The organism is Robinsoniella peoriensis (assembly GCF_000797495.1).
Lineage (GTDB): Bacteria > Bacillota > Clostridia > Lachnospirales > Lachnospiraceae > Robinsoniella > Robinsoniella peoriensis.
In genome coordinates this window covers 62560-82673 of record NZ_JTGN01000023.1, presented here as the reverse complement: position 1 = coordinate 82673, position 20114 = coordinate 62560, and the positions used below count along the sequence as shown (strand labels likewise).

Below are 20114 nucleotides of genomic sequence, written 5' to 3'. Positions count from 1 at the left end.
ATCTATGAATATAGAAAATAGAAAGGGTGGATTTACTCTGCCGGGTGAAGCCGGATACGAAGAACTCACCTTAAAACTGGCAAAGCAGTGGGGAGCAGATGTAATCCGTGACAGTGACGGCACCGAACTATCCCGGGAAATACTGGATGCAGGTTACGGAATTTATTCTACAATCTGCATTATCCGGGACCATAATGACTGGGCGAAAAAGAATATGGATAAACTGCAGCAGACCTTTCTGGTGACACAGCCGAAAACGGCTGTGGAGGAAAGCGTTTCCTTTCAGTTGATGGAAGACTTTTTTGAAGGGCAGTTTCAGGTGAATGATTCGGAAAATGCAATGAAATACTGGCAGGTATATGACCGGACCAGTAATGAAGAGATATCCCGGGAAAAGTGGAGCTATGACAGAGAACAAAAGACGGTGAAGGTAAATAAAACTGCACTCTGGCACAAGTATACCGTAAGCTTTCTGGCATACCGCATCTGGGAAGAAATTTCCATGTATAACCATACTACTAATGGATGGGACAAGGAACATCTGATGCAGATTGATCCAAGGTATCCTGAGACACAGAAATATATGCTGGGGTGGATGAAGGACTGGTGTGAGGCGCACCCGGATACCACAGTGGTCCGTTTTACTTCCATGTTCTATAATTTTGTGTGGATGTGGGGAAGCAGTGAAAGAAACAGACATTTATTTACGGACTGGGCGTCCTATGACTTTACCGTCAGTCCCCTTGCCCTGGATGAATTTGAGAAGAAATATGGTTACTCGATGACGGCAGAAGATTTTGTAAATAAGGGTAAATTCCATGTTACCCACATGCCCGGAGACAAAAAGAAAGCCGATTGGATGAAGTTTATAAACGATTTTGTAATTCAGTTTGGAAAAAAGCTAGTGAAAATCGTCCACGACTACGGTAAGGAAGCCTATGTGTTCTACGATGACAGCTGGGTTGGAAATGAACCTTATGGAAAAAATTTTGAAAAGTTTGGATTTGATGGCATCATCAAAGCGGTTTTCAGTGGTTTTGAATCCAGACTCTGCAGCGGGGTTAGGGTAAAGACCCATGAACTGCGACTTCATCCCTATCTGTTTCCAACAGGAGTGGACGGTTCGCCCTCTTTTCTGGCTGACGGTGATCCAAAGGCGGAGGCACAGAGATACTGGAAAGATGTACGAAGAGCAATTTTAAGGCAGCCGGTCGACCGTATCGGGCTGGGCGGTTATCTGCATCTGGTTGAGCGAAAACCGGAGTTTGCCGATTATATGGAAGAATTGGCAGATGACTTCCGTAAGATCCGGGAATTACATAAAACAGGGGCACCGATGAATTTCAGACCAAGAGTTGCTGTTTTGCATTATTGGGGGCGACTTCGTTCCTGGACGCTGTCGGGGCATTTTCATGAGACTTATATGCATGATCTGATCCATATCAATGAAAGTCTGTCAGGTCTTCCCTTTGAGGTCAGCTTTATCAATTTTGAAGATGTGAAAAAGGGAGCACTGGACCAGATAGACGTTCTGATCAATGCAGGCGCGGCAGGTACGGCATGGAGCGGCGGAGATGTCTGGAAGGATTGTGAAATTGTAGAAAGACTGACTAAGTGGGCCCACGATGGAGGCGCATTTATTGGTGTAAATGAGCCTTCCGCTGTGGATGGATACGATACTTACTTCAGAATGGCGCATATACTGGGAGTGGATAAAGACACAGGGGCAAGGGTGTGCCATGGAAAATGGAAATTTACAGCCGAGGAAATTCCCGGGCTGATCCCCGAAGGAGCCGGCATAAAATCCGGGGAAGGAATGTATCTCACAGACGGATCAGCCAGGGTGCTGTTGGAAAAAGAAGGTCAGCCGTTATTAACGGTTCATTCATTTGGAAGGGGCTGCGGAATCTATCTGTCATCTTACCGGATTTGCCCGGCGAATACCAGAATGCTGCAAAATCTCATTTTATTCGGGGCAGGGGAGAAAATGGATCAGGAGGGAGTCACATCGAATCTGAATACGGAATGCGCTTATTTTCCTGACGGACACGCACTGGTAGTAATTAATAATACGGATACAGAACAGGAAACACTGGTAAAGGTGGAAGGAAAAGAAATTTCCTGCAGACTGAAAGCATATCAGACAGAAGTTATAAATATTTTCCTGTAGAATGAAATATTAACCGTTATAATTCCAGAAACTGGATATACTCCAATTAATGAAACATCTCATGAAAGGAGTATAAACACATGATCAAAATACCCATTACATTCCAGACCCCGGATGACGCTGTCCAGTTCGTCAATATTGTCAGCAGATATGATGTAGATGTAGACCTGCGGTATGGACACCATATCGTTGATGCAAAGTCGCTGGTGGGAACTCTGGCGCTAAGCTCTGCAAAAAATATTCAAATGATCATTCATGATAATGAATGCATGGAACTGGTACAAGAGGTAGGACCATTTGTAAGCCGCAGAATGATGGCTTCCAGGAATTCACACAGACCGGATCAAGACAAGGCGGGACGTTAATTCCATACTGCTTTCTGATTTGTAACCATGATTCCATAGTATGAATCTCTTCAAACAGGAAAAGCTGCTGGCAGGTGCCGGCAGCTTTTTTGAGGTGCATATTGATTGGAGAATACAGTTGTTAAACAATTTTATATTTATAGCGTTGACAAGGTATTTTATAATGATATAATAATTATTATAATGATTAGAATAATTAGAACGATAATCAGAAAGAATTATGAGGAAACGGGTATGAATGAAAGTAAAACAATTGAGTTTAAAAGAGAGTTTACAGATGATATAAAGAAAACAGTGGTTGGTTTTGCTAACTCTGACGGTGGTACAATATATATTGGTATACAGGATGATGGATCAGTCGTTGGAGTAAATGATGTGGATGATACCATGCTGCGTATGACCAATGCCGTCAGAGATGCAATACGGCCGGATGTTACACTTTTTGTAGAATGTAATAATGAAGTAATGGAAGATAAAGAAGTCGTTGTTGTTTCAGTACAGAGGGGGACAGCACGCCCTTATTATATATCTAAAAAAGGATTGCGTCCGGAAGGGGTATATGTAAGGCAGGGAGCGTCTACCGTTCCGGCAACAGAGACCGGGATTCGAAATATGATCAAGGAAACTAGCGGTGACTGTTATGAAACAGCACGGTCGCTGGAACAGCAGCTTACTTTTGTAAAGACGGCAGACTACTTTAAGAGGAAAAAGGTTGCGTTTGAGGATAATCAAAGGATTTCTCTGGGCTTGATTGGAATGGATGGGGCATATACGTGTTTAGGGCTTTTATTGTCAGAACAATGCCAGCATACAATAAAACTGGCAGTATTTGAGGGAAGTAAAAAAGCAGTTTTTAAGGAGAGAAAGGAGTTTACCGGATCGCTGCTAGGACAGGTAGAGGATGCATATGAATATATCGAATTATATAATCGTACCAGAGCTGAATTTAAAGGTCTGAATAGAATTGATCGTAGGGATTATCCCGAAGAAGCCTTGCGTGAAGCTCTTTTGAATGCGATTGTACATCGGGATTATTCGTTTAGCGCCAGTACATTGATTAGTATTTTTGAAGATAGAATTGAATTTGTGACGGTAGGCGGTTTGGTGAAAGGAATGACATTAGATGATATTTTGCTTGGTGTATCTATTTTAAGAAATCAAAAACTGGCAAATATATTCTATCGTCTGAACCTGATTGAAGCATATGGAACCGGGGTACCTAAGATTGTGGAGAGCTATGAAGAGGCTGATGAAAAGCCTCGGTTTGATGTGACGAATAATGCCTTTAAGATTACTTTGCCAAATAGGAATTTTTATGCCAATAGGCTTACACACGAACATATAAATGCAAGTATTAACCGTTATACGGAGAGAGAGGAGCAAATTCTTAATCTTTTTAATAAAAAAGATTATATTGTTCGAAAAGATGTTGAAGAAGCCGTTGGAGTATCACAGGCAACAGCAATTGTACTGCTGCGGGAAATGACAAAGAAGGGGTTTATTATAAAAAGTGGGGGTGGGAGATTAATTAGATATAAACTAAAAGATTAGTTTGACGAAAAGACTCATTATCGATAAGAATTGTCATATCGCTAATGAGTCTTTCCGTTACAATGCAGATCATTCAAATCGTATCCATGCCTCTTTGGGAAGTGCTAGCTTGCACTCAACCTCCATGCACTTAATCATCCCTGCGATAGCGGGGCAGGATGCATGTCCGGGGAGATGTTCTGATGCATACTCATATAAGGGGCCTGTGCCCGGTTTTCCAAGACAGACCTCATAAGCATCAAAGGTATCCCCCAGGTCGTCAAACATTTTTTGGATACTTGCGCACCCGGAATCAACTTTTACTGTAACTTCCATCTGATCCTCAGAAGAAGCTTCTATACTGGTGATCAGCCCGCAGACACCTGGATTAATAGTTACTTTTGTCATATGTATACCTCCTTCATAAATTTCTTATATTTAATTATAAGACGACTTTTGAAAAAAGCATAGACTTTTTATAGATTTTTATCAGTTATTTTGTTTGTTTTTTCGAAATCCAGAACAGAGGACATGTCTGTATAGATCACATAAAACACGGGGTATTTCTCTTTATACACTTCATCCACAAAAAGGCCGTTGGCTTTCACGGGAATATAATGGCCATCGGAGTGGCGCAGCCGGTAAGATAAGGAGAAAGGAACTCTTTCCGGCAAAGATTTATAATAAATGTCCAAAGCGCCGGGAAGGTCGTCCGGATGAATCTGTGAGAGGACATCATAATCCGGATCGGAAAATGTTTTTGCGGTGGTGCCGGTAAGCTCAGTTCTTTTCTGATTGAAATACAGCATTCTGAATTTGCCATCCACCCATGCTATTTTGGAAATGCCGTCAATGGAAGTACTGATTAATGCAAGCATATCCTGCTGGTTGACATGAAACACAGAATCTCCTTCAATATTTTTATTGAAAATACAATAAGAGCCTTTTCCGTGTCCTTTGGTATAATATAATGCCTGATCGGCTTTTTCATATAATTCCGTGTAGGAGCTTCCATGATCCGGGAACAGGGACACGCCAATACTGGTAGAAATATAGTATTCACTGTTTTTTCCAAAATTCTTCCGGCTCAATTTAGAGCAGAACCTTTCTAATTTATGAATAACAGAACCTATATCATGGAAATCTCTCATGCAGGCTGCAAATTCATCCCCGCCAATTCGCCCTACGATATCGCTGTCCCGGAATTGCGATCTTAATTCTGCCGCAAATTCTGTAATGACGGAGTCACCGAAGGTATGGCCAAAAGTATCATTGATGTGTTTGAAATTATCGATATCAAATATAATAAATGCATGACGCAGCCTGTTAGGAGCATCTTTGTAAAGGATACCTGATATCATATCCTCAGTAGTTCTTTTGTTGTACAAACCGGTAAGGGAATCAATCTGTGATTTTTTAAGAAGCATAATTTCCCTTTTCTTTTCCGCGTCTATATTCTGGCGGTATGTGATCATACGAATGGACTGGTTGGATGCCCAGAAAAAAATTCTGGCATTAATCCGCATCCAACGGTATTTATCCGGTGATTCCAAAAATAAGAAATCATAAGTCAGGGTATTGATACCGCTTTTATAAACTTCCAATACGTGCTGGGGAGAAAAAATCTCCATATATCCCTGGATATAATCCTCTTTCACCTGTTTTTGTGCAATTGTCTTCAGTGCTTTATCATAGGGGGAATCCCTTTCTATGCCAAGGCTTTCAAAATATTGTTTGGTACCTTCACCGCAGGCACAGTTATGGGTGATATCCAGTTCATAAATATTTTCATACAGACCTTCCGTTGCTTCATGAAGGAGCTTATGGTATTCCAGCTCGGCATCAATGGAAAGTTTTAGGATCTGTTTATTGTATTTACGGATTACCTTTGTAATCGTCAGGAGTACACACATGATAATAAATATTATAATCGCAATATTTCTTCCAAGCTGCAGATGTAGCTGATGGCTCACTGCAGTAGAATTGTTAGCAACAACCAGATGCCATTTTAAGTTAGGGATATATTGGGCAACGCAGTATTCGCTTTGGTATTGAGGGGAGTCACACCAGAAAGTTTCTTTCCCTGTTGTATTTTGCAGAATGGTATCCTTGAAATCAACAAGTGATGAATCTTTAAAAATATTAACATTTTCATAGCCCGTCTCTGAGGAAGAGACCTGTATAATACCATCATGATCTATTAATCTGGCAGTGACTCCAAACTGCCGGTCGTATTCTTTTAGAAGTTCCTGAAGATGATCTACTTTTAATCCAACACCCACTACCCCTAAAGTACTCCCGTCCTTTGCTTTGATTTTGCAGTTTACAAAAATGGTGATGATGTTATCACTGGCTTCGTCATTATCCACATTGAGAGAATATTCATTTTCGTGTTCGATAAAATCATAATACCATTTGTTTTCCGGGTTATCGACAGTAATCAACCGGTCAATGCCATTAAAGTGATAATAGCGGTTTGTATTTGTGGAAACCAGGAATACTGAATCATAGGAATACTTTTCTTTATAGGAATTCAGATATTCCCGAAGCTGCTGTATGTAAGTATCATCTTCCATGTGATTCTTTTCTTTGGAGAGAAAATCAACCAGCAAGCTGTCATTTGCCATGGTAAGTGAAACATTTACCGGTTTAGCAAAGATGGAATCAATTTTATGGTAGATGCCATCTGAAGCCAGGGCGGATACATTTTCAATATCTTTTTGAAAAATGCCTATATTTGAGCGATAACTAATAATTGAAGTAATTGTAAAACCCAGTGTGATGATCACGCAAATAATAATATTTGTCCGTATAAGGGTACTCTTTTCCATGAAAAATTCCTGCTTTCTGTTCGGAATGCGGCATACATGAATAGTTTAAGAAGTTATTCATGAATTTGCCGGTATAAGAAGCCGGTGGTAAATTCTGCCCAGCTGTAGTTTGACATATATTCGCCGGCATAACTGTTGATGGCACGAACATCTCCGTTTAAAAAATTATAGTAGTCACATTCTATTTTGGAGGTGTCCACTGATATAAAGTTACGTTTTTTTATTACTACATCATCTGCATCTGCGCTTTTTAGCGTTTTCATCATATCACTGACAATCGTTTGAAACTGTTTCTGAAGAGAAATACTGTACTCCCGGTCTTCCCATAAAATTGCACTGAGTTCGGCAGTAGTTGATCCTGCGCCCTTACGGTCGATCAGATAAGCAAACAGTTCTTTGGATTTGATCCGTGAAAATTCAAGTGGAATACTTCCGTTAAATACTTCAAAACTGCCAAAGGTCTGTACACGAATTTTTTTATCCGTCTTTTTGACGATTGGATTACGCAGATAGGCTATTTCCGAATGAATACTTTCAACGGAGACAGGCTTTAGAAGATATCCGCTGGCATGAAGGGAAAAGGCATCTACGGCATAATCAGGAAAACCTGTCACAAAAATAATATTAATGTCAGGCTGAGTATCTTTAAAACGTTTTGCAAGGTCAATCCCATTTAGTCCATACATTTCCACATCTAAAAATGCAAGATCTACCGGGTGGGATTTCACGTACTGAAGAGCGTCAAAAGGATCCAGAAAAGGTTGTATCTGACAATCCGGTTCAGCTTCCCCCAGAATTCTGACTAAGTAAGCAAGTGCAAGTTCTTCATCATCTACGGCTATAATATTCATTTTTCAGTCGCTCCTTTGTAAATAGTAATGACAGCTGTAGTTCCCTCTTTGGGAATACTTGTGATGGACAGATGACTGCCCCCCTGTGAATAAAGGCGTTTTCGAACATTTTCGATGCCAATATGAGTGCGTCCGTCATCCTGTTTTTTATATGGGTCAAATCCAATGCCGTCATCAGAGATGGTAACGATAAAGGCATTCTCAGTTTCTTTAGTTGATATGGTTACCGTACCTCCATTAATTTTTTTGGTAACACCATATCGAACGGAATTTTCAACTAAAGGCTGGACAGTCAGGGAAGGAATCAGAAATCCATTTGCATGGATATCGTAAACAATTCGAAGCCGGCGTCCAAATCTTAATTGTTCCAGGGATAAATAGTTCTTAATATGATTCAGTTCCTTCTCGAAAGGAATGGGGGCACTGCTTGAGAGAGAATCCAGATTGCCCCTTAGGAAACTGGCAAAATCACCAACTGCTTTTTCTGCGCGGATAGGATCAATGGCGCAAAGCTGTTTGATTGCAGTCAGTGAATTATACAGGAAGTGAGGCTGTATCTGGCTTAGAGCTATCGCTATACGGCTTTGTGCCAGTTCACTTTCTAATTGTCTGGTCAGGTAAGCATTATTAATGCTTTTGTTAAGATAACGCACGACGAATATAAACTGGGTTATCATAAATAGCAGAAATCCTGTAATGAACCAAATATTAAAGGGAATGATCTGTAAAAAATAATTCACTACATCACCTGCGCCTAAAAAGCAGAGGCAGCAGGACTGCAGTATAAATTTAGTCGTTTTATTCGAATTATGCCTGATTTCATGCAGCAGGCAGAAAAATGCTACGATAGAACTAATGCCCAGTAAGATGCACAGCGGGGTTAAAAGTTCATAACCATCTAAAATACCGCATCCCTGGGTCAGAATAAAGAACAAAAGAAATCCTAACAGGGAATAGGCAACAGCAAATAGGAAATACCTGGCATTTCCTGTCACAAAGTTCAGCATGTAAAGTACGAGCAGTAACGGTGCCAGTGATAAACAGATAACATCTAAAATATTGGTGAACAGTCCATAAGGGATTATCAGCGAGATCAGATTGAAATCGATCAGTACCCATATTCCGCTTACAATCGTAAAAAATGCCAGGTAAAAAGGTGCCGGAGATATGGGTGTCTTTAAAATTTTCAATAGCATCAGTGCTCCTAAAAGCATCATACCAAACAGTACGACAAAAAACCCCAGGAAAATTTTAGTAAAATTATTCTTGAGCAGAAATTGAAATAGTGCACCAGAGTCTCCCTTGTATATCTGATGGTAAAAATTATTATATGATATCGAGAGATTATTATGGTAAATACTGCTTAGTTCGATTTTTATTTCATCCTGTAAAGTAATGTGAGGGAACATAACGCCAATCCATATATTACCGGGAGATTTTACAAATGAGGGGTAAGTTCCCTTTTCTCCATAGGAAAAATATTCCCTGCCATTTATATAAATTTTAAATCGGACATTATTCAGCCGGAAAAGGAGTTGTTCATTATCCTGTATTTCGTGGTCAAAATGTCCGGTTAAAATTAGTGAAGGCACCTCTGCTCCGTTAATATAGGTTTCAGATGTCAGATCTCTTGGGAGATCTGACGGTGATGCCTGATAAGTTCCAATGAATTGCACAGAGGTAAGATTCTCAGGATTTTTATAATTATTTTCTTCCTGTATGGAGTAAATAAGAAGCATAACAGAAAGTAAGGATATCGTACATAAAAGAACGGAAATTAGCAAAGGTAAATGTCGTTTCAAATGTAAGGCCTCCTCTGTGATAACCCGGGTAATTACAATGATCTAATTGAGTAAGTATAAAATCAATACCACACCAACACTACACCAAAAGAAAAAATAAAAATGGAAAGTAAGCTTGACATTTCTGAAAATAAGGTATATGATGAAAATGTAAAGGAAGCTTTCCATAATGAGAAAGGGGCGGTGAGGTGAAAAACCGGTTAGAGGAAATAAGAAAAGAAAGAGGGATCCGTCAGGAACAGCTGGCACAGGATCTTGAGGTTTCCAGGCAGACAATCGGATCACTGGAAAACGGAAGATATAATCCCTCAATTTTACTGGCATTTAAGATCGCAAGGTATTTTGAAATGACAATTGAAGATATTTTTATTTATGAGGAGGATTAAGATATGGGGTATAAAATAGGAAAATATGTTATATTTACAGTGATTGGTCTGGTGTTAGGAGCATCAGGGGCGGTATTGGCAAAGCTTTATGGTGACGCAGAAGGAATTATGGCTGTACTGCCATTTATTATGATCGGTATAGGGGCAGGTGTATTTGGCCAGAATATTGGTACTGTATTTACAAACCTTTCTTATCGGAAAAATCCGGAAGCAGCAAAGCAGATTAGGATTGATACAAATGACGAGCGAAATGTCTCGATAAGGAACCAGGCAAAAGGCAAAGCTTATGATCTAATGATCTATGTATTTGGAGCACTCATGCTGGTATATGCCCTGATGCAGGTAGAACTTTGGGTTACACTTACACTTGTCGTGGCATATCTGATTGTTATTTTTGCAAATGTGTTTTATATCAGCAGATACAATAAAAATATGTAAGAAGAGAATTGCATTGGTGACAAAGAAGAGAAATCTCCATATCTGCTTTACAAATGGATAAATTTGATCTATGATCGGTAATAGAAAAACTATGATAATCCATAAAGAAAGCATTTTTAAAACAGACTCTTGGAGGTTATATGGAATATTTTGATATCCGTGATTTAGATGGAAACATCACGGGAGAAACCAAAGAACGCTCATTGGTGCATAGAGACGGAGATATTCATGGGACTTCCCATGTATGGATCATTAGAAAAAATACAGATGAGGATTTTGATATCCTTTTGCAAAAAAGAAGCAGTGACAAAGATTCCTTCCCAGGCTGTTATGACATTTCTTCGGCCGGACACATACCGGCAGGGCAGGACTACCTGGAATCGGCAATACGGGAACTTAAGGAGGAGCTGGGCGTGGTGGCGGCAGCGGATGAACTGCACTATATAGGGCGCCATGATGCCCTTTTGGAAACAGAATTCTACGGAAAACCCTGGCGGAATTATGAGTTAAGTGCAGTTTATGTGCTTTACCGGGATATGAACCCCGAAGAGTTTATCCTGCAGACATCAGAGGTGGAATCCGTAATATGGCTATCTTTTCGGGAATGCATGAATCAGATGGAAAACGGAGAACTTAAGCACTGTATTTATCAGGATGAAATGGAGTTGCTGGGAACATATTTATATGGACACAATCAGGAGGCATAAGTGAAATGGCAAAAGAGCAAAAAACCAATGCAATGCGGATACTGGAAAAAAATAAGATACCCTATGAACTCATCACCTATGAATGTGATGAGTTCATAGACGGTCTCCATACAGCAGAAAAAACTGGTGCGCCCGTTGAGCAATCCTTTAAAACACTGGTGGCCCAGGGAAAGAGCAGGGAATACTACGTATTTGTGATCCCTATTGCAGAAGAAGTACAGTTGAAAACAGCTGCCAAAGCAGTGGGTGAAAAGTCAGTGGAGATGATCCATGTAAAAGATATCAATAAAATAACCGGATATATCCGGGGCGGATGCAGCCCGGTTGGAATGAAAAAGCAATACAAGACAATCATACACAGCAGTGCCCGGAAATATAATGAAATCTATATCAGCGGCGGAAAACTTGGAACCACGATCAGGCTGTCGCCGTTAGCCCTGCAAAGTCTGGTGAAAGCTGAGTTTGCGGATATCGTTGTTTAATACTTTTTCAAAATGCAGATATATTGGGGAGGTACTTGTAAAAAGAATAATAGTTGCTATACAATAAAAGCTTTATTGTACAAAAGCGTTGCTGGGTCCCGGGGATATACCTTCCCGGAAAGAAAAGCAGCGCTTTTGTATGTCCTGACATAAGAATTACTCCGTGTTAACGTTTTCTGTAAATCACCCGCCCTTGTATTTGACAAAATAATCTTTTGTTACCCGGAATACCGTAGGCGACAGTACCGTAATGGCTATCAGGTTTGGAATCGCCATAAGTCCGTTTAGCGTATCCGAGACGCTCCAGACGAAATCCAGCCGGGCAACAGCTCCGATTACGATAAAAAAGATATATATAAACTTATATGCAGGCACAACTTTGTGGCCAAAGAGGTAGATGACTGCCTGCTCTCCGAAATAGGACCAGCTAAGCAATGTAGCCAGACCAAAAAGCAGGATAGAAAAGGAGACAAAGATATCTCCCATCGAGCCAAAGGTGGAAGCAAAAGCAGCTGACGCAAGCGGTACACCATTTGGAAGCGCATCAATATAGCGGGTAGTCTGGTACATCTGGTCTAACTGCATGGCATTTAAGTAAGCCGTCTGGTCATAGACATTGGAGCAGAGGATAGCCAGGCCGGTAATGGTGCACACCACCATTGTATCGGCAAATACCTCAAAGATTCCCCACATACCCTGGATAGCCGGATGATCCACATCTGCGGCGGCGTGTACCATAACGGAACTTCCAAGTCCTGCCTCATTGGAAAAGACCCCGCGGGAAATTCCGGTACGCATGGCGGATGCTATTCCGTATCCGAGAATTCCGCCCCCTGCGGCACGAAAGTTAAATGCCTCATGAAAGATAGAGCTAAAGGCAGCCGGTACATTTCCAATGTGAGTCAGAACTACAAGGAGTGCACCAATAATATACAGGATAGACATAATTGGTACCAGTTTTTCACTTACGATAGTAATGCGGCCAATTCCCCCGGTTATAACAAGTCCCGTAATAAGAGCAGCAGCAATTCCGATCGCCAGCTTTGGGGTACCCCAGGAATGGTTCAGGGCATCTGCCATGGAGTTAGACTGGGACATATTGCCCATGCCCAGTGCTGCGCCGATACAAAAAAGTGAAAAAAAACAGGCGAGCCATTTGCAGTGAAGACCTTTTTCCATATAGATCATGGGGCCTCCGCTGTAGTGTCCGTCCTTATCTTTATTTCGAAAGCAGATGCCAAGTACGGTTTCACCATAATGAGTCATCATACCCAGGAGAGCGGAAACCCACATCCAGAAAAGAGCGCCGGGTCCGCCTGCCGTAATGGCGGTGGCAACCCCGGCGATATTTCCTACACCGCCGGTAGAGGCCAGGGCAGTAGCCATTGCCTGCCAGGGAGATATGGAGTTTTTCTTTTTACCGGATTGTAAACCGGGCTCAGGTGATTTTGGTGGAGATTTTTTAAAACAGGTGAGAATCGTCTCGGAAAACCAGAGCTTAAAATGACGAAATTGAAAACATCTGGTTCCAACTGTATAGAGAACTCCCACAGCCAGAAAAAATACCAGCATGGGAACTCCCCAGACGAAACGGTTAATTGTATCATTCAGGACAGATATGTAGTGGACCAATGTCTGCATGGCATACCCTTTCATGGGAATTGTTCTTCACATAATACTACGCATGAAAGAAATATTTATGACAACCCATCGTAAGAAAACGGATCGCATAATTAGATACAAGCACTTTTCAGTAAGTTATTTTAGTGTTTTAAATATGGGTTTAGGCACTTGGGTAATACCAATCCCATAATCCTGATTCATCTTGATACAGGAACCCTCATAGACCGGTCCGCCCTCAAATGGATCAGTTCTGCAGAGCGATGGTCCATCCAGGTCTACTTTTGTAATAATATTTTTTCCCGCAGCAAGATGTGCGGCGGCACTGACAGCAATTTTACTTTCCAGCATACAGCCGATCATACATTCTGCACCGTAGATTTCTGCGATACTGCAGATTTTCAGGGCATGATGGATACCACCTGTTTTCATCAGCTTGATATTGAGCATATCCGCTCCATGCATTTCCAAAATCCGAATGGCGTCACGGGGAGTGAATATGCTTTCGTCTGCCAGAATGGGAGTGCAGGAGTGAGACGTAACATACTGCATGCCATACAGGTCATGAGCCGGGACCGGTTGTTCAACCAGGTCAATATCCAGTCCCAGATCCTCCATCCGGGCTATAATACGGACCGCTTCTTTGGGATTCCAGCCCTGGTTAGCATCTACCCGTATGGTGACCTGGGGGCCCAGCGCTGAGCGGATCTGGGAAATGCGTTCTACATCTTTCATGCCCTCTTTTCCTACTTTGATTTTCAGAATCTGAAAGCCCTGGTTTACAGCGTCAAGGCTGTCATGTATCATAATTTCTGTGGGATTTACACTGATGGTAAGGTCGGTCTCAAGCGTCTGCTTTGCACCGCCGAGTATCTGATAGAGGGGACGGTGCAGGCTCTTGGCATAGAGGTCGTAAACTGCCATATCTACAGCTGCTTTGGCGGATGAATTATTCAGGATACAGGAGTGAAGTGCATGCATGATGCCCTCTATGTCATCAATCTCCTTACCAATTATGGAAGGGGCGATAAAGTTACGAATGGCACAGATTATGGAGCCCTTGGTATCCCCTGTAATGACTGCGGTTGGAGGAGCTTCTCCATAGCCGGTTTCTCCTGAATCCGTATGAACAGTGATTACAATGTCATTGATAGAACTTACGGTACGCAGCGCTGTCCGAAAGGGTGTTACCAGCGGAATATCTATTTCCTGGATATCAATTCTAGAAATTTTTATAATGCGTTCCTCCTTAAAAATGATTGTAAATTAATGAAAGTATTGTTAAAGAATATGTATAGCTTTTTCTATCTATTCAGATAATAAAGAAGTGAACCAATTGTGAATTATGACCAAATACAGAAGACAAAAATTGTAAAATAAGACGAAATGAATATTTTAGATAAAAGAAAGGACAGAAGTCCTATCTAAAAATACAACAAGGGACTATGATCTATTTATCAAGCGACAGCAAAATGTACGAGGATTCATATAAGATATAAAAATAGTAAGAAAGGGCAGTAAGGCCGGTTAGAGCCTACCCTCTAACCGGCAATATGCAATAGGTAAGAGAATGAAAGCAAAAAGAGTGTTTTTAATTGTATTGGACAGTTTTGGAATCGGTGAACTTCCGGATGCGGACAAATTTCATGATACGGGCAGCAATACACTTAGAACAATACGTAAGTCAGGGAAGTATTTCACACCGAATTTAGAGAATTTAGGAATGTTTCACATCGAAGGGGTAGAAAAAGGGAAAAGCGAGGTGACCCCGACCGGTTCTTATGCAAGAATGGCAGAAGCGTCTATGGGAAAGGATACCACCATCGGACATTGGGAAATCGCTGGTGTAATTTCCCCGGAACCGCTTCCTGTTTATCCAAATGGATTTCCGAAAGAGATTATTAAAAGATTTGAGGAAGAGACAGGCAGGAAAGTGATCTGTAACCAACCGTATTCCGGCACGGATGTAATCCGGGACTATGGGAAAGAGCATGTGGAAACCGGAGCTTTGATAGTATATACATCGGCTGACAGTGTCTTTCAGATTGCAGCTCATGAAGACGTGGTACCGATGAAGGAATTGTATCATGATTGTGAGATCGCAAGAAAACTTCTCTGTGGAGAACATGGTGTGGGAAGAGTGATTGCAAGGCCTTTTGAAGGGACATATCCGGATTTTAAGCGTACAACGAACCGTCATGACTTTTCCCTGGTTCCGCCCAAGAACACCATGCTGGATGTTTTGTCAGCAAAAGGTTTCGATACACTTGGCATTGGAAAAATTTATGATATATTTGCGGGCAGGGGAATACAGGATACCAGAAGCATAGTGAGCAATACAGACGGTATGGAGAAAACAATAGAACTTCAGGACCGTGATTTTCACGGAATCTGTTTTGTGAATCTGGTGGATTTTGACATGCTGTATGGACATAGAAATGATATCGACGGCTATGCAAAGGCAGCCACAGATTTTGATAAGCAGCTTGGAACATTTCTGGGGAGAATGAAAGAGGACGATATTTTAATAATCACCGCAGACCACGGCTGCGATCCCGGAACTGCAAGCACAGATCATTCCAGAGAATATACACCGATGCTGATTTATGGGAACAGCATCAAAGCAAATGTCTCCTTGGGAACAAGAAAAACCTTTGCGGATATCGCGGCGACGGTATTGGATTTGTTCGGAATCGAAAACCAGGTGGACGGAGAAAGTTTTTTAAGGGAAGTATGGAAGCAGTAACAGTAATGGAAGCAAGTAATAAAAGAGAGGATGGTACGAGATTAATGGAAGACAAGGAGCTGATTCGGGAGGCATATAAAGCCCAGAAATACTCTTATTCCCCTTACTCAGGATTTCAGGTAGGTGCAGCGCTTTTGGGGAAGAGCGGATGTGTATATACCGGATGCAATATAGAAAATGCAGCATATTCGCCAACGAACTGTGCTGAGAGAACTGCATTTTTTAAAGCGGTGTCCGTCGGGGAGAGGGAGTTTGAAAAGATTGTTATTGTAGGGAATAAAGAGGGTGCTTTAGACGAGGAAAGGGATTATTGCGCTCCTTGCGGTGTGTGCAGGCAGGTGATGGCAGAGTTCTGTAATCCAAAAGAATTTATGGTATTGCTTGCAAAAAGCGAAACGGATTACCGGACATACCGGCTGGAAGAGTTATTTCCACTGAGTTTTTCAAAAGATAACTTATAGATACAGGCAAAAACGATTATAATTTATGAAAGGAAGCGCCGCAGAGGGGACTGCGGCATGCATGGGTGGGGATATGGCGGAATTTGTTATTGAGATGAACCATATCACAAAGGAATTTGGCAGCTTCAAGGCCAATGACGATGTGACATTGCAGCTTAGAAAAGGTGAGATTCACGCACTGTTAGGAGAAAACGGGGCAGGAAAATCTACATTGATGAGTGTATTATTCGGACTTTACCAGCCGGAAAAAGGGCAGATCAAAATGAACGGAAAAGAGGTAAAGATCAATAATCCCAATGATGCAAATGCATTGGGGATCGGAATGGTACACCAGCATTTTAAGCTGGTACATAATTTTACGGTATTAGAAAGTATTATTCTGGGCAGGGAAACCTTGAAAAATGGATTTTTAAAAATGGACGATGCCAGGAAAAAGGTCATGGAATTAAGTGAACGCTATCACTTTAAAATCGATCCGGATGCGAAGATATCGGATATAACGGTTGGAATGCAGCAGAGGGTGGAGATCCTCAAAATGCTTTACTGTGACAATGAAGTTCTGATTTTTGATGAACCGACTGCAGTTCTGACGCCTCAGGAAATTGATGAGCTGATGAAAGTAATGAAACAGCTTGTAAAGGAAGGAAAATCCCTGATTTTTATTACCCATAAATTAAATGAGATAAAGGCAGTGGCCGATCGCTGCAGTGTACTGCGCAAAGGAAAATATATTGGAACCATCGATGTAAAGGAAACTTCAAAAGAAGAAATGTCTGAAATGATGGTAGGACGTAAAGTTAATTTAAATGTGGAGAAAAAGCAGCAGGATCCGGGGGATGCCGTACTTGAGGTTAAAAACCTTACCATTAAATCTGCAAATTCCCAGAAGGATATTATAAAGGATGTTTCCTTCCAGGTGCGAAAAGGGGAAATTGTCTGTATTGCAGGAATTGACGGTAACGGACAGTCAGAACTGGTTTATGGCATCACCGGATTAATGCCCCTGGATGAAGGATGTGTTTCCTTAAATGGCAGGGACATTACGAAAGAAAGTATCCGGAAAAAATGCCGGGACGGGATGGCTCATATTCCCGAGGACCGGCATAAACACGGTCTGGTGCTGGACTTTGATTTACAGGAAAATCTGGTGCTGCAGTCCTACTATACGCCCCGGTTTCAAAATCATGGATTCCTGAAATTCCAGGCAATCCGCGAATATGCAAAAAAGCTGATTACACAATTTGATATCCGGTGCGGGCAGGGGGAAGAGTCCGTAGTCCGGGGAATGTCAGGAGGAAACCAGCAGAAAGCAGTCATTGCCAGGGAATTGGACAGGGATCCGGATATTGTCGTAACGGTCCAGCCGGTCCGTGGTCTGGATGTAGGAGCCATTGAATATATACACAAACAGCTGGTAGCGCAGCGGGATAAGGGGAAGGCTGTTCTCCTGGTATCCCTGGAATTAGATGAAGTAATGCAGTTAAGTGACCGGATACTGGTAATGTACGAGGGGGAAATTGTTGCAGATGTTAAACCGGAAGAAGTCACTGTGCAGGAATTAGGCCTTTACATGGCAGGAACGAAAAGGAGCGCAGGTTATGAAAGAAAAGCTTAAAAATAAAAAAGAGCGGAAAGGGCTGCTTAATTTCTCGGCTTCCCTGATTGCAATTGTGGCTGGTCTGGCAGTAGGGCTTATTATTTTGCTGTTTAGCAATTCATCGGAGGCGCTGGAAGGCTTCTCTATGATCTTAAAGGGAGGATTTACCTCCGGTTCCTATGGGGTGGGACAGATGCTGTATATTGCAACACCTATTATTATGACCGGTTTGTCGGTTGGATTTGCATTTAAGACCGGTTTATTCAATATCGGAGCATCCGGACAATTTACCATGGGCGCTTTTGCAGCAGTTTATATTGGCGTGAAATGGACCTGGCTTCCGGCTGGAATACACTGGATTGTGGCAATTCTGGGAGCTGCACTGTTTGGTGCCTTATGGGGAATGATACCCGGACTTTTAAAAGCTTTCCGGAACGTGAATGAGGTCATCGCATCTATTATGACTAATTATATTGGAATGTATTTGGTAAACATGCTGGTAGCCGGTACGATTTATGACCAGATCAAAAACCAGTCACTTCCGGTTGCAGCGTCCGCAACCATACCAAAGGCGGGTCTGGACAGGCTGTTTCCGGAAGCAAATATGAATATCGGAATTTTGGTGGCAATTCTGCTTGTAATCGTCATTTACATACTAATTAATAAGACAACCTTTGGATACGAATTAAAAGCCTGCGGGTTAAGTCCACAGGCGAGTAAATATGCGGGAATTAATGAAAAAAGGAACATTGTCCTTTCTATGGCAATTGCAGGTGCCCTTGCAGGAATCGGCGGAGCACTGATGTATCTGGCTGATGTGGGTAAATGTATCCAGGTACTGGATGTGATTTCTCCGGAAGGGTTCAGCGGAATTTCCGTTGCACTGCTTGGAATTTCAAATCCTATCGGTATTCTTTTTGCGGGCTTATTTATCGGTCATATAACCGTAGGGGGAGACAATCTTCAGCTATTGAGCTTTGCACCGGAAGTAATTGATATTATTATATCTGTGATCATCTATTTTGGGGCGTTTGCATTACTGTTTAAAAATGTTATTATAAAATTCATAAGCAGAAGGAGAAGGGAGGCTGAAAAATCATGAATATTCTTTATTTCGTAGTTCAGCAGACCATGTTTTTTGCCATACCGCTTCTGGTGGTAGCTCTGGGCGCTATGTTTGCAGAGCGAAGCGGTGTCATTAATATCGCAATGGAAGGTATCATGGTTATGGGAGCCTTTGCCGGTATCCTGTTTATTAATACCTTTGAAAATACTCTGAGCGGACAGTCGTTTATGATTCTGGCTATCCTGGTTTCCGGCATTGCAGGCGGTGTATTTTCCCTGCTTCACGCATTTGCATCTGTGAATCTGAAAGCAGATCAGACTATAAGCGGTACCGCACTGAATCTTTTTGCACCGGCATTTGCAATTTTTGTAGCCAGAATGGTGCAGGGAAAGCAGCAGATTTCTTTTCTGGATACATTCCATATTAAAAAGATACCGCTCCTTGGCGATATTCCAGTACTTGGAGATATGTTTTTTAAACATACATATCTGACTACATTTTTGGGGATTATCATATTAATTGCAGCTGCGATTGTGATTAATAAAACGAAATTCGGGCTTCGGCTGCGTGCCTGCGGGGAAAATCCCCAGGCGGCAGATTCAGTTGGTATCAATGTATATAAGATCCGTTATGCAGGTGTAATCATTTCAGGTGTCCTTGGCGGAATCGGCGGACTGGCATTTGTAGTACCAACATCCACTAATTTCAGTGCAAGTGTGGCGGGATATGGTTTCCTGGCAATTGCAGTTCTGATCTTCGGGCAATGGAGAGTAGGGAGAATTTTCGGGGCGGCAGTATTTTTCGGAATCATGAAGACTCTTTCCAGTATCTATTCCGGAATACCGTTATTAAAGGATCTTCCGCTGCCGGATGGATTGTATAAAATGATACCTTATGTTGCAACGCTTGTGGTACTGGCATTCTTATCCAAGAATTCCCAGGCTCCAAAAGCAGAAGGGATACCATATGATAAGGGCAGCAGGTAAGGGCAGCAGGTAAAGGCAGCCTGGGATATCCTTTTTCTAAACACACTAAATAAATAATAAAAGACGCATAAAGCGT

At 41.8% G+C, this 20114-nt stretch carries 18 protein-coding genes; 12 read left to right on the top strand and 6 right to left on the bottom strand.

Features of this window, described 5'->3' with window-relative positions:
• Positions 1-4 precede the first annotated feature (4 nt).
• The 3 genes from gnpA (at position 5) to QR40_RS28295 (ending at position 4086) form a co-directional block, all read left to right on the top strand.
• The gene (gnpA, locus tag QR40_RS28305; protein WP_044297789.1) at positions 5-2170 is read left to right on the top strand and encodes a 1,3-beta-galactosyl-N-acetylhexosamine phosphorylase; all 2166 of its coding nucleotides are present in this window, start codon (positions 5-7) and stop codon (positions 2168-2170) included.
• Positions 2171-2250: 80 nt separating this feature from the next.
• Complete coding sequence (locus QR40_RS28300; protein ID WP_044297788.1) at positions 2251-2535, top strand: HPr family phosphocarrier protein; 285 nt, start codon at positions 2251-2253, stop codon at positions 2533-2535.
• Positions 2536-2769: 234 nt separating this feature from the next.
• Positions 2770-4086 carry an RNA-binding domain-containing protein gene (locus QR40_RS28295; protein ID WP_044297806.1) on the top strand — a complete coding sequence of 439 codons (1317 nt, stop codon included), beginning with the start codon at positions 2770-2772 and terminating at the stop codon, positions 4084-4086.
• 69 nt (positions 4087-4155) lie between these two features.
• Here the strand turns inward: QR40_RS28295 and QR40_RS28290 are convergent, their stop codons facing one another.
• From QR40_RS28290 to QR40_RS30455, 4 genes are all read right to left on the bottom strand, one after another.
• A complete protein-coding gene (locus QR40_RS28290) occupies positions 4156-4473 on the bottom strand; it encodes a DUF6951 family protein (RefSeq protein ID WP_027295692.1) in 318 nt (105 codons plus the stop codon).
• A gap of 68 nt (positions 4474-4541) precedes the next feature.
• Positions 4542-6896 carry a sensor domain-containing diguanylate cyclase gene (locus QR40_RS28285; RefSeq protein ID WP_044297787.1) on the bottom strand — a complete coding sequence of 785 codons (2355 nt, stop codon included), beginning with the start codon at positions 6894-6896 and terminating at the stop codon, positions 4542-4544.
• 53 nt (positions 6897-6949) lie between these two features.
• Positions 6950-7747 carry a response regulator gene (locus QR40_RS28280; RefSeq protein WP_027295693.1) on the bottom strand — a complete coding sequence of 266 codons (798 nt, stop codon included), beginning with the start codon at positions 7745-7747 and terminating at the stop codon, positions 6950-6952.
• A complete protein-coding gene (locus QR40_RS30455) occupies positions 7744-9549 on the bottom strand; it encodes a sensor histidine kinase (RefSeq protein WP_052431105.1) in 1806 nt (601 codons plus the stop codon). Before QR40_RS30455 ends, QR40_RS28280 begins: the two co-directional genes overlap by 4 nt.
• A gap of 188 nt (positions 9550-9737) precedes the next feature.
• Between QR40_RS30455 and QR40_RS28270 the strand changes: the two genes are divergently transcribed.
• The 4 genes from QR40_RS28270 to ybaK all read left to right on the top strand — a co-directional run bounded on the left by QR40_RS28270 (position 9738) and on the right by ybaK (position 11562).
• A complete protein-coding gene (locus QR40_RS28270; RefSeq protein ID WP_027295694.1) occupies positions 9738-9935 on the top strand; it encodes a helix-turn-helix transcriptional regulator in 198 nt (65 codons plus the stop codon).
• A 3-nt stretch (positions 9936-9938) separates the two neighbouring features.
• Positions 9939-10373 (top strand): hypothetical protein, encoded by a 435-nt coding sequence (locus QR40_RS28265; RefSeq protein ID WP_044297786.1) that lies wholly within the window; start codon positions 9939-9941, stop codon positions 10371-10373.
• A gap of 140 nt (positions 10374-10513) precedes the next feature.
• Positions 10514-11080: an NUDIX hydrolase gene (locus tag QR40_RS28260; protein ID WP_044297785.1), complete on the top strand. Its 567-nt coding sequence runs from the start codon at positions 10514-10516 to the stop codon at positions 11078-11080.
• A 5-nt stretch (positions 11081-11085) separates the two neighbouring features.
• Positions 11086-11562 (top strand): Cys-tRNA(Pro) deacylase, encoded by a 477-nt coding sequence (gene ybaK / locus QR40_RS28255; protein ID WP_044297784.1) that lies wholly within the window; start codon positions 11086-11088, stop codon positions 11560-11562.
• A gap of 183 nt (positions 11563-11745) precedes the next feature.
• Here the strand turns inward: ybaK and QR40_RS28250 are convergent, their stop codons facing one another.
• Complete coding sequence (locus QR40_RS28250) at positions 11746-13218, bottom strand: alanine/glycine:cation symporter family protein (RefSeq protein WP_242858600.1); 1473 nt, start codon at positions 13216-13218, stop codon at positions 11746-11748.
• Positions 13219-13320: 102 nt separating this feature from the next.
• Positions 13321-14319, bottom strand: a complete 999-nt coding sequence (locus tag QR40_RS28245; protein WP_330373917.1) for a dipeptide epimerase — start codon at positions 14317-14319, stop codon at positions 13321-13323.
• 433 nt (positions 14320-14752) lie between these two features.
• Here QR40_RS28245 and QR40_RS28240 point away from each other — a divergent pair, with 433 nt between their 5' ends.
• The 5 genes from QR40_RS28240 (at position 14753) to QR40_RS28220 (ending at position 20038) form a co-directional block, all read left to right on the top strand.
• Positions 14753-15928 carry a phosphopentomutase gene (locus QR40_RS28240; RefSeq protein WP_044297783.1) on the top strand — a complete coding sequence of 392 codons (1176 nt, stop codon included), beginning with the start codon at positions 14753-14755 and terminating at the stop codon, positions 15926-15928.
• Entirely contained in the window at positions 15916-16389 is a 474-nt protein-coding gene (locus QR40_RS28235) for a cytidine deaminase (RefSeq protein ID WP_255348112.1), read from the top strand. Before QR40_RS28240 ends, QR40_RS28235 begins: the two co-directional genes overlap by 13 nt.
• A 73-nt stretch (positions 16390-16462) precedes the next feature.
• Positions 16463-18004 (top strand): ABC transporter ATP-binding protein, encoded by a 1542-nt coding sequence (locus tag QR40_RS28230; RefSeq protein ID WP_044297805.1) that lies wholly within the window; start codon positions 16463-16465, stop codon positions 18002-18004.
• A complete protein-coding gene (locus QR40_RS28225) occupies positions 17988-19088 on the top strand; it encodes an ABC transporter permease (protein ID WP_027295703.1) in 1101 nt (366 codons plus the stop codon). The genes QR40_RS28230 and QR40_RS28225 overlap by 17 nt, the downstream gene beginning before the upstream one ends.
• Entirely contained in the window at positions 19085-20038 is a 954-nt protein-coding gene (locus QR40_RS28220; RefSeq protein ID WP_044297782.1) for an ABC transporter permease, read from the top strand. The genes QR40_RS28225 and QR40_RS28220 overlap by 4 nt, the downstream gene beginning before the upstream one ends.
• Positions 20039-20114 lie beyond the last annotated feature (76 nt).

What these genes read in the sequence shown, in the direction of transcription:
- QR40_RS28235 (WP_255348112.1), top strand. Translation starts at nt 15,916, where the DNA reads ATGGAAGCAGTAACAGTAATGGAAGCAAGTAATAAAAGAGAGGATGGT.
- QR40_RS28240 (WP_044297783.1), top strand. Translation starts at nt 14,753, where the DNA reads ATGAAAGCAAAAAGAGTGTTTTTAATTGTATTGGACAGTTTTGGAATC.
- QR40_RS28295 (WP_044297806.1), top strand. Translation starts at nt 2,770, where the DNA reads ATGAATGAAAGTAAAACAATTGAGTTTAAAAGAGAGTTTACAGATGAT.
- QR40_RS28300 (WP_044297788.1), top strand. Translation starts at nt 2,251, where the DNA reads ATGATCAAAATACCCATTACATTCCAGACCCCGGATGACGCTGTCCAG.
- QR40_RS28220 (WP_044297782.1), top strand. Translation starts at nt 19,085, where the DNA reads ATGAATATTCTTTATTTCGTAGTTCAGCAGACCATGTTTTTTGCCATA.
- QR40_RS28260 (WP_044297785.1), top strand. Translation starts at nt 10,514, where the DNA reads ATGGAATATTTTGATATCCGTGATTTAGATGGAAACATCACGGGAGAA.
- QR40_RS28225 (WP_027295703.1), top strand. Translation starts at nt 17,988, where the DNA reads ATGAAAGAAAAGCTTAAAAATAAAAAAGAGCGGAAAGGGCTGCTTAAT.
- gnpA (WP_044297789.1), top strand. Translation starts at nt 5, where the DNA reads ATGAATATAGAAAATAGAAAGGGTGGATTTACTCTGCCGGGTGAAGCC.
- QR40_RS28280 (WP_027295693.1), bottom strand. Translation starts at nt 7,747, where the DNA reads ATGAATATTATAGCCGTAGATGATGAAGAACTTGCACTTGCTTACTTA.
- QR40_RS28250 (WP_242858600.1), bottom strand. Translation starts at nt 13,218, where the DNA reads ATGAAAGGGTATGCCATGCAGACATTGGTCCACTACATATCTGTCCTG.
- QR40_RS28265 (WP_044297786.1), top strand. Translation starts at nt 9,939, where the DNA reads ATGGGGTATAAAATAGGAAAATATGTTATATTTACAGTGATTGGTCTG.
- QR40_RS28230 (WP_044297805.1), top strand. Translation starts at nt 16,463, where the DNA reads ATGGCGGAATTTGTTATTGAGATGAACCATATCACAAAGGAATTTGGC.
- QR40_RS28285 (WP_044297787.1), bottom strand. Translation starts at nt 6,896, where the DNA reads ATGGAAAAGAGTACCCTTATACGGACAAATATTATTATTTGCGTGATC.
- ybaK (WP_044297784.1), top strand. Translation starts at nt 11,086, where the DNA reads ATGGCAAAAGAGCAAAAAACCAATGCAATGCGGATACTGGAAAAAAAT.
- QR40_RS28290 (WP_027295692.1), bottom strand. Translation starts at nt 4,473, where the DNA reads ATGACAAAAGTAACTATTAATCCAGGTGTCTGCGGGCTGATCACCAGT.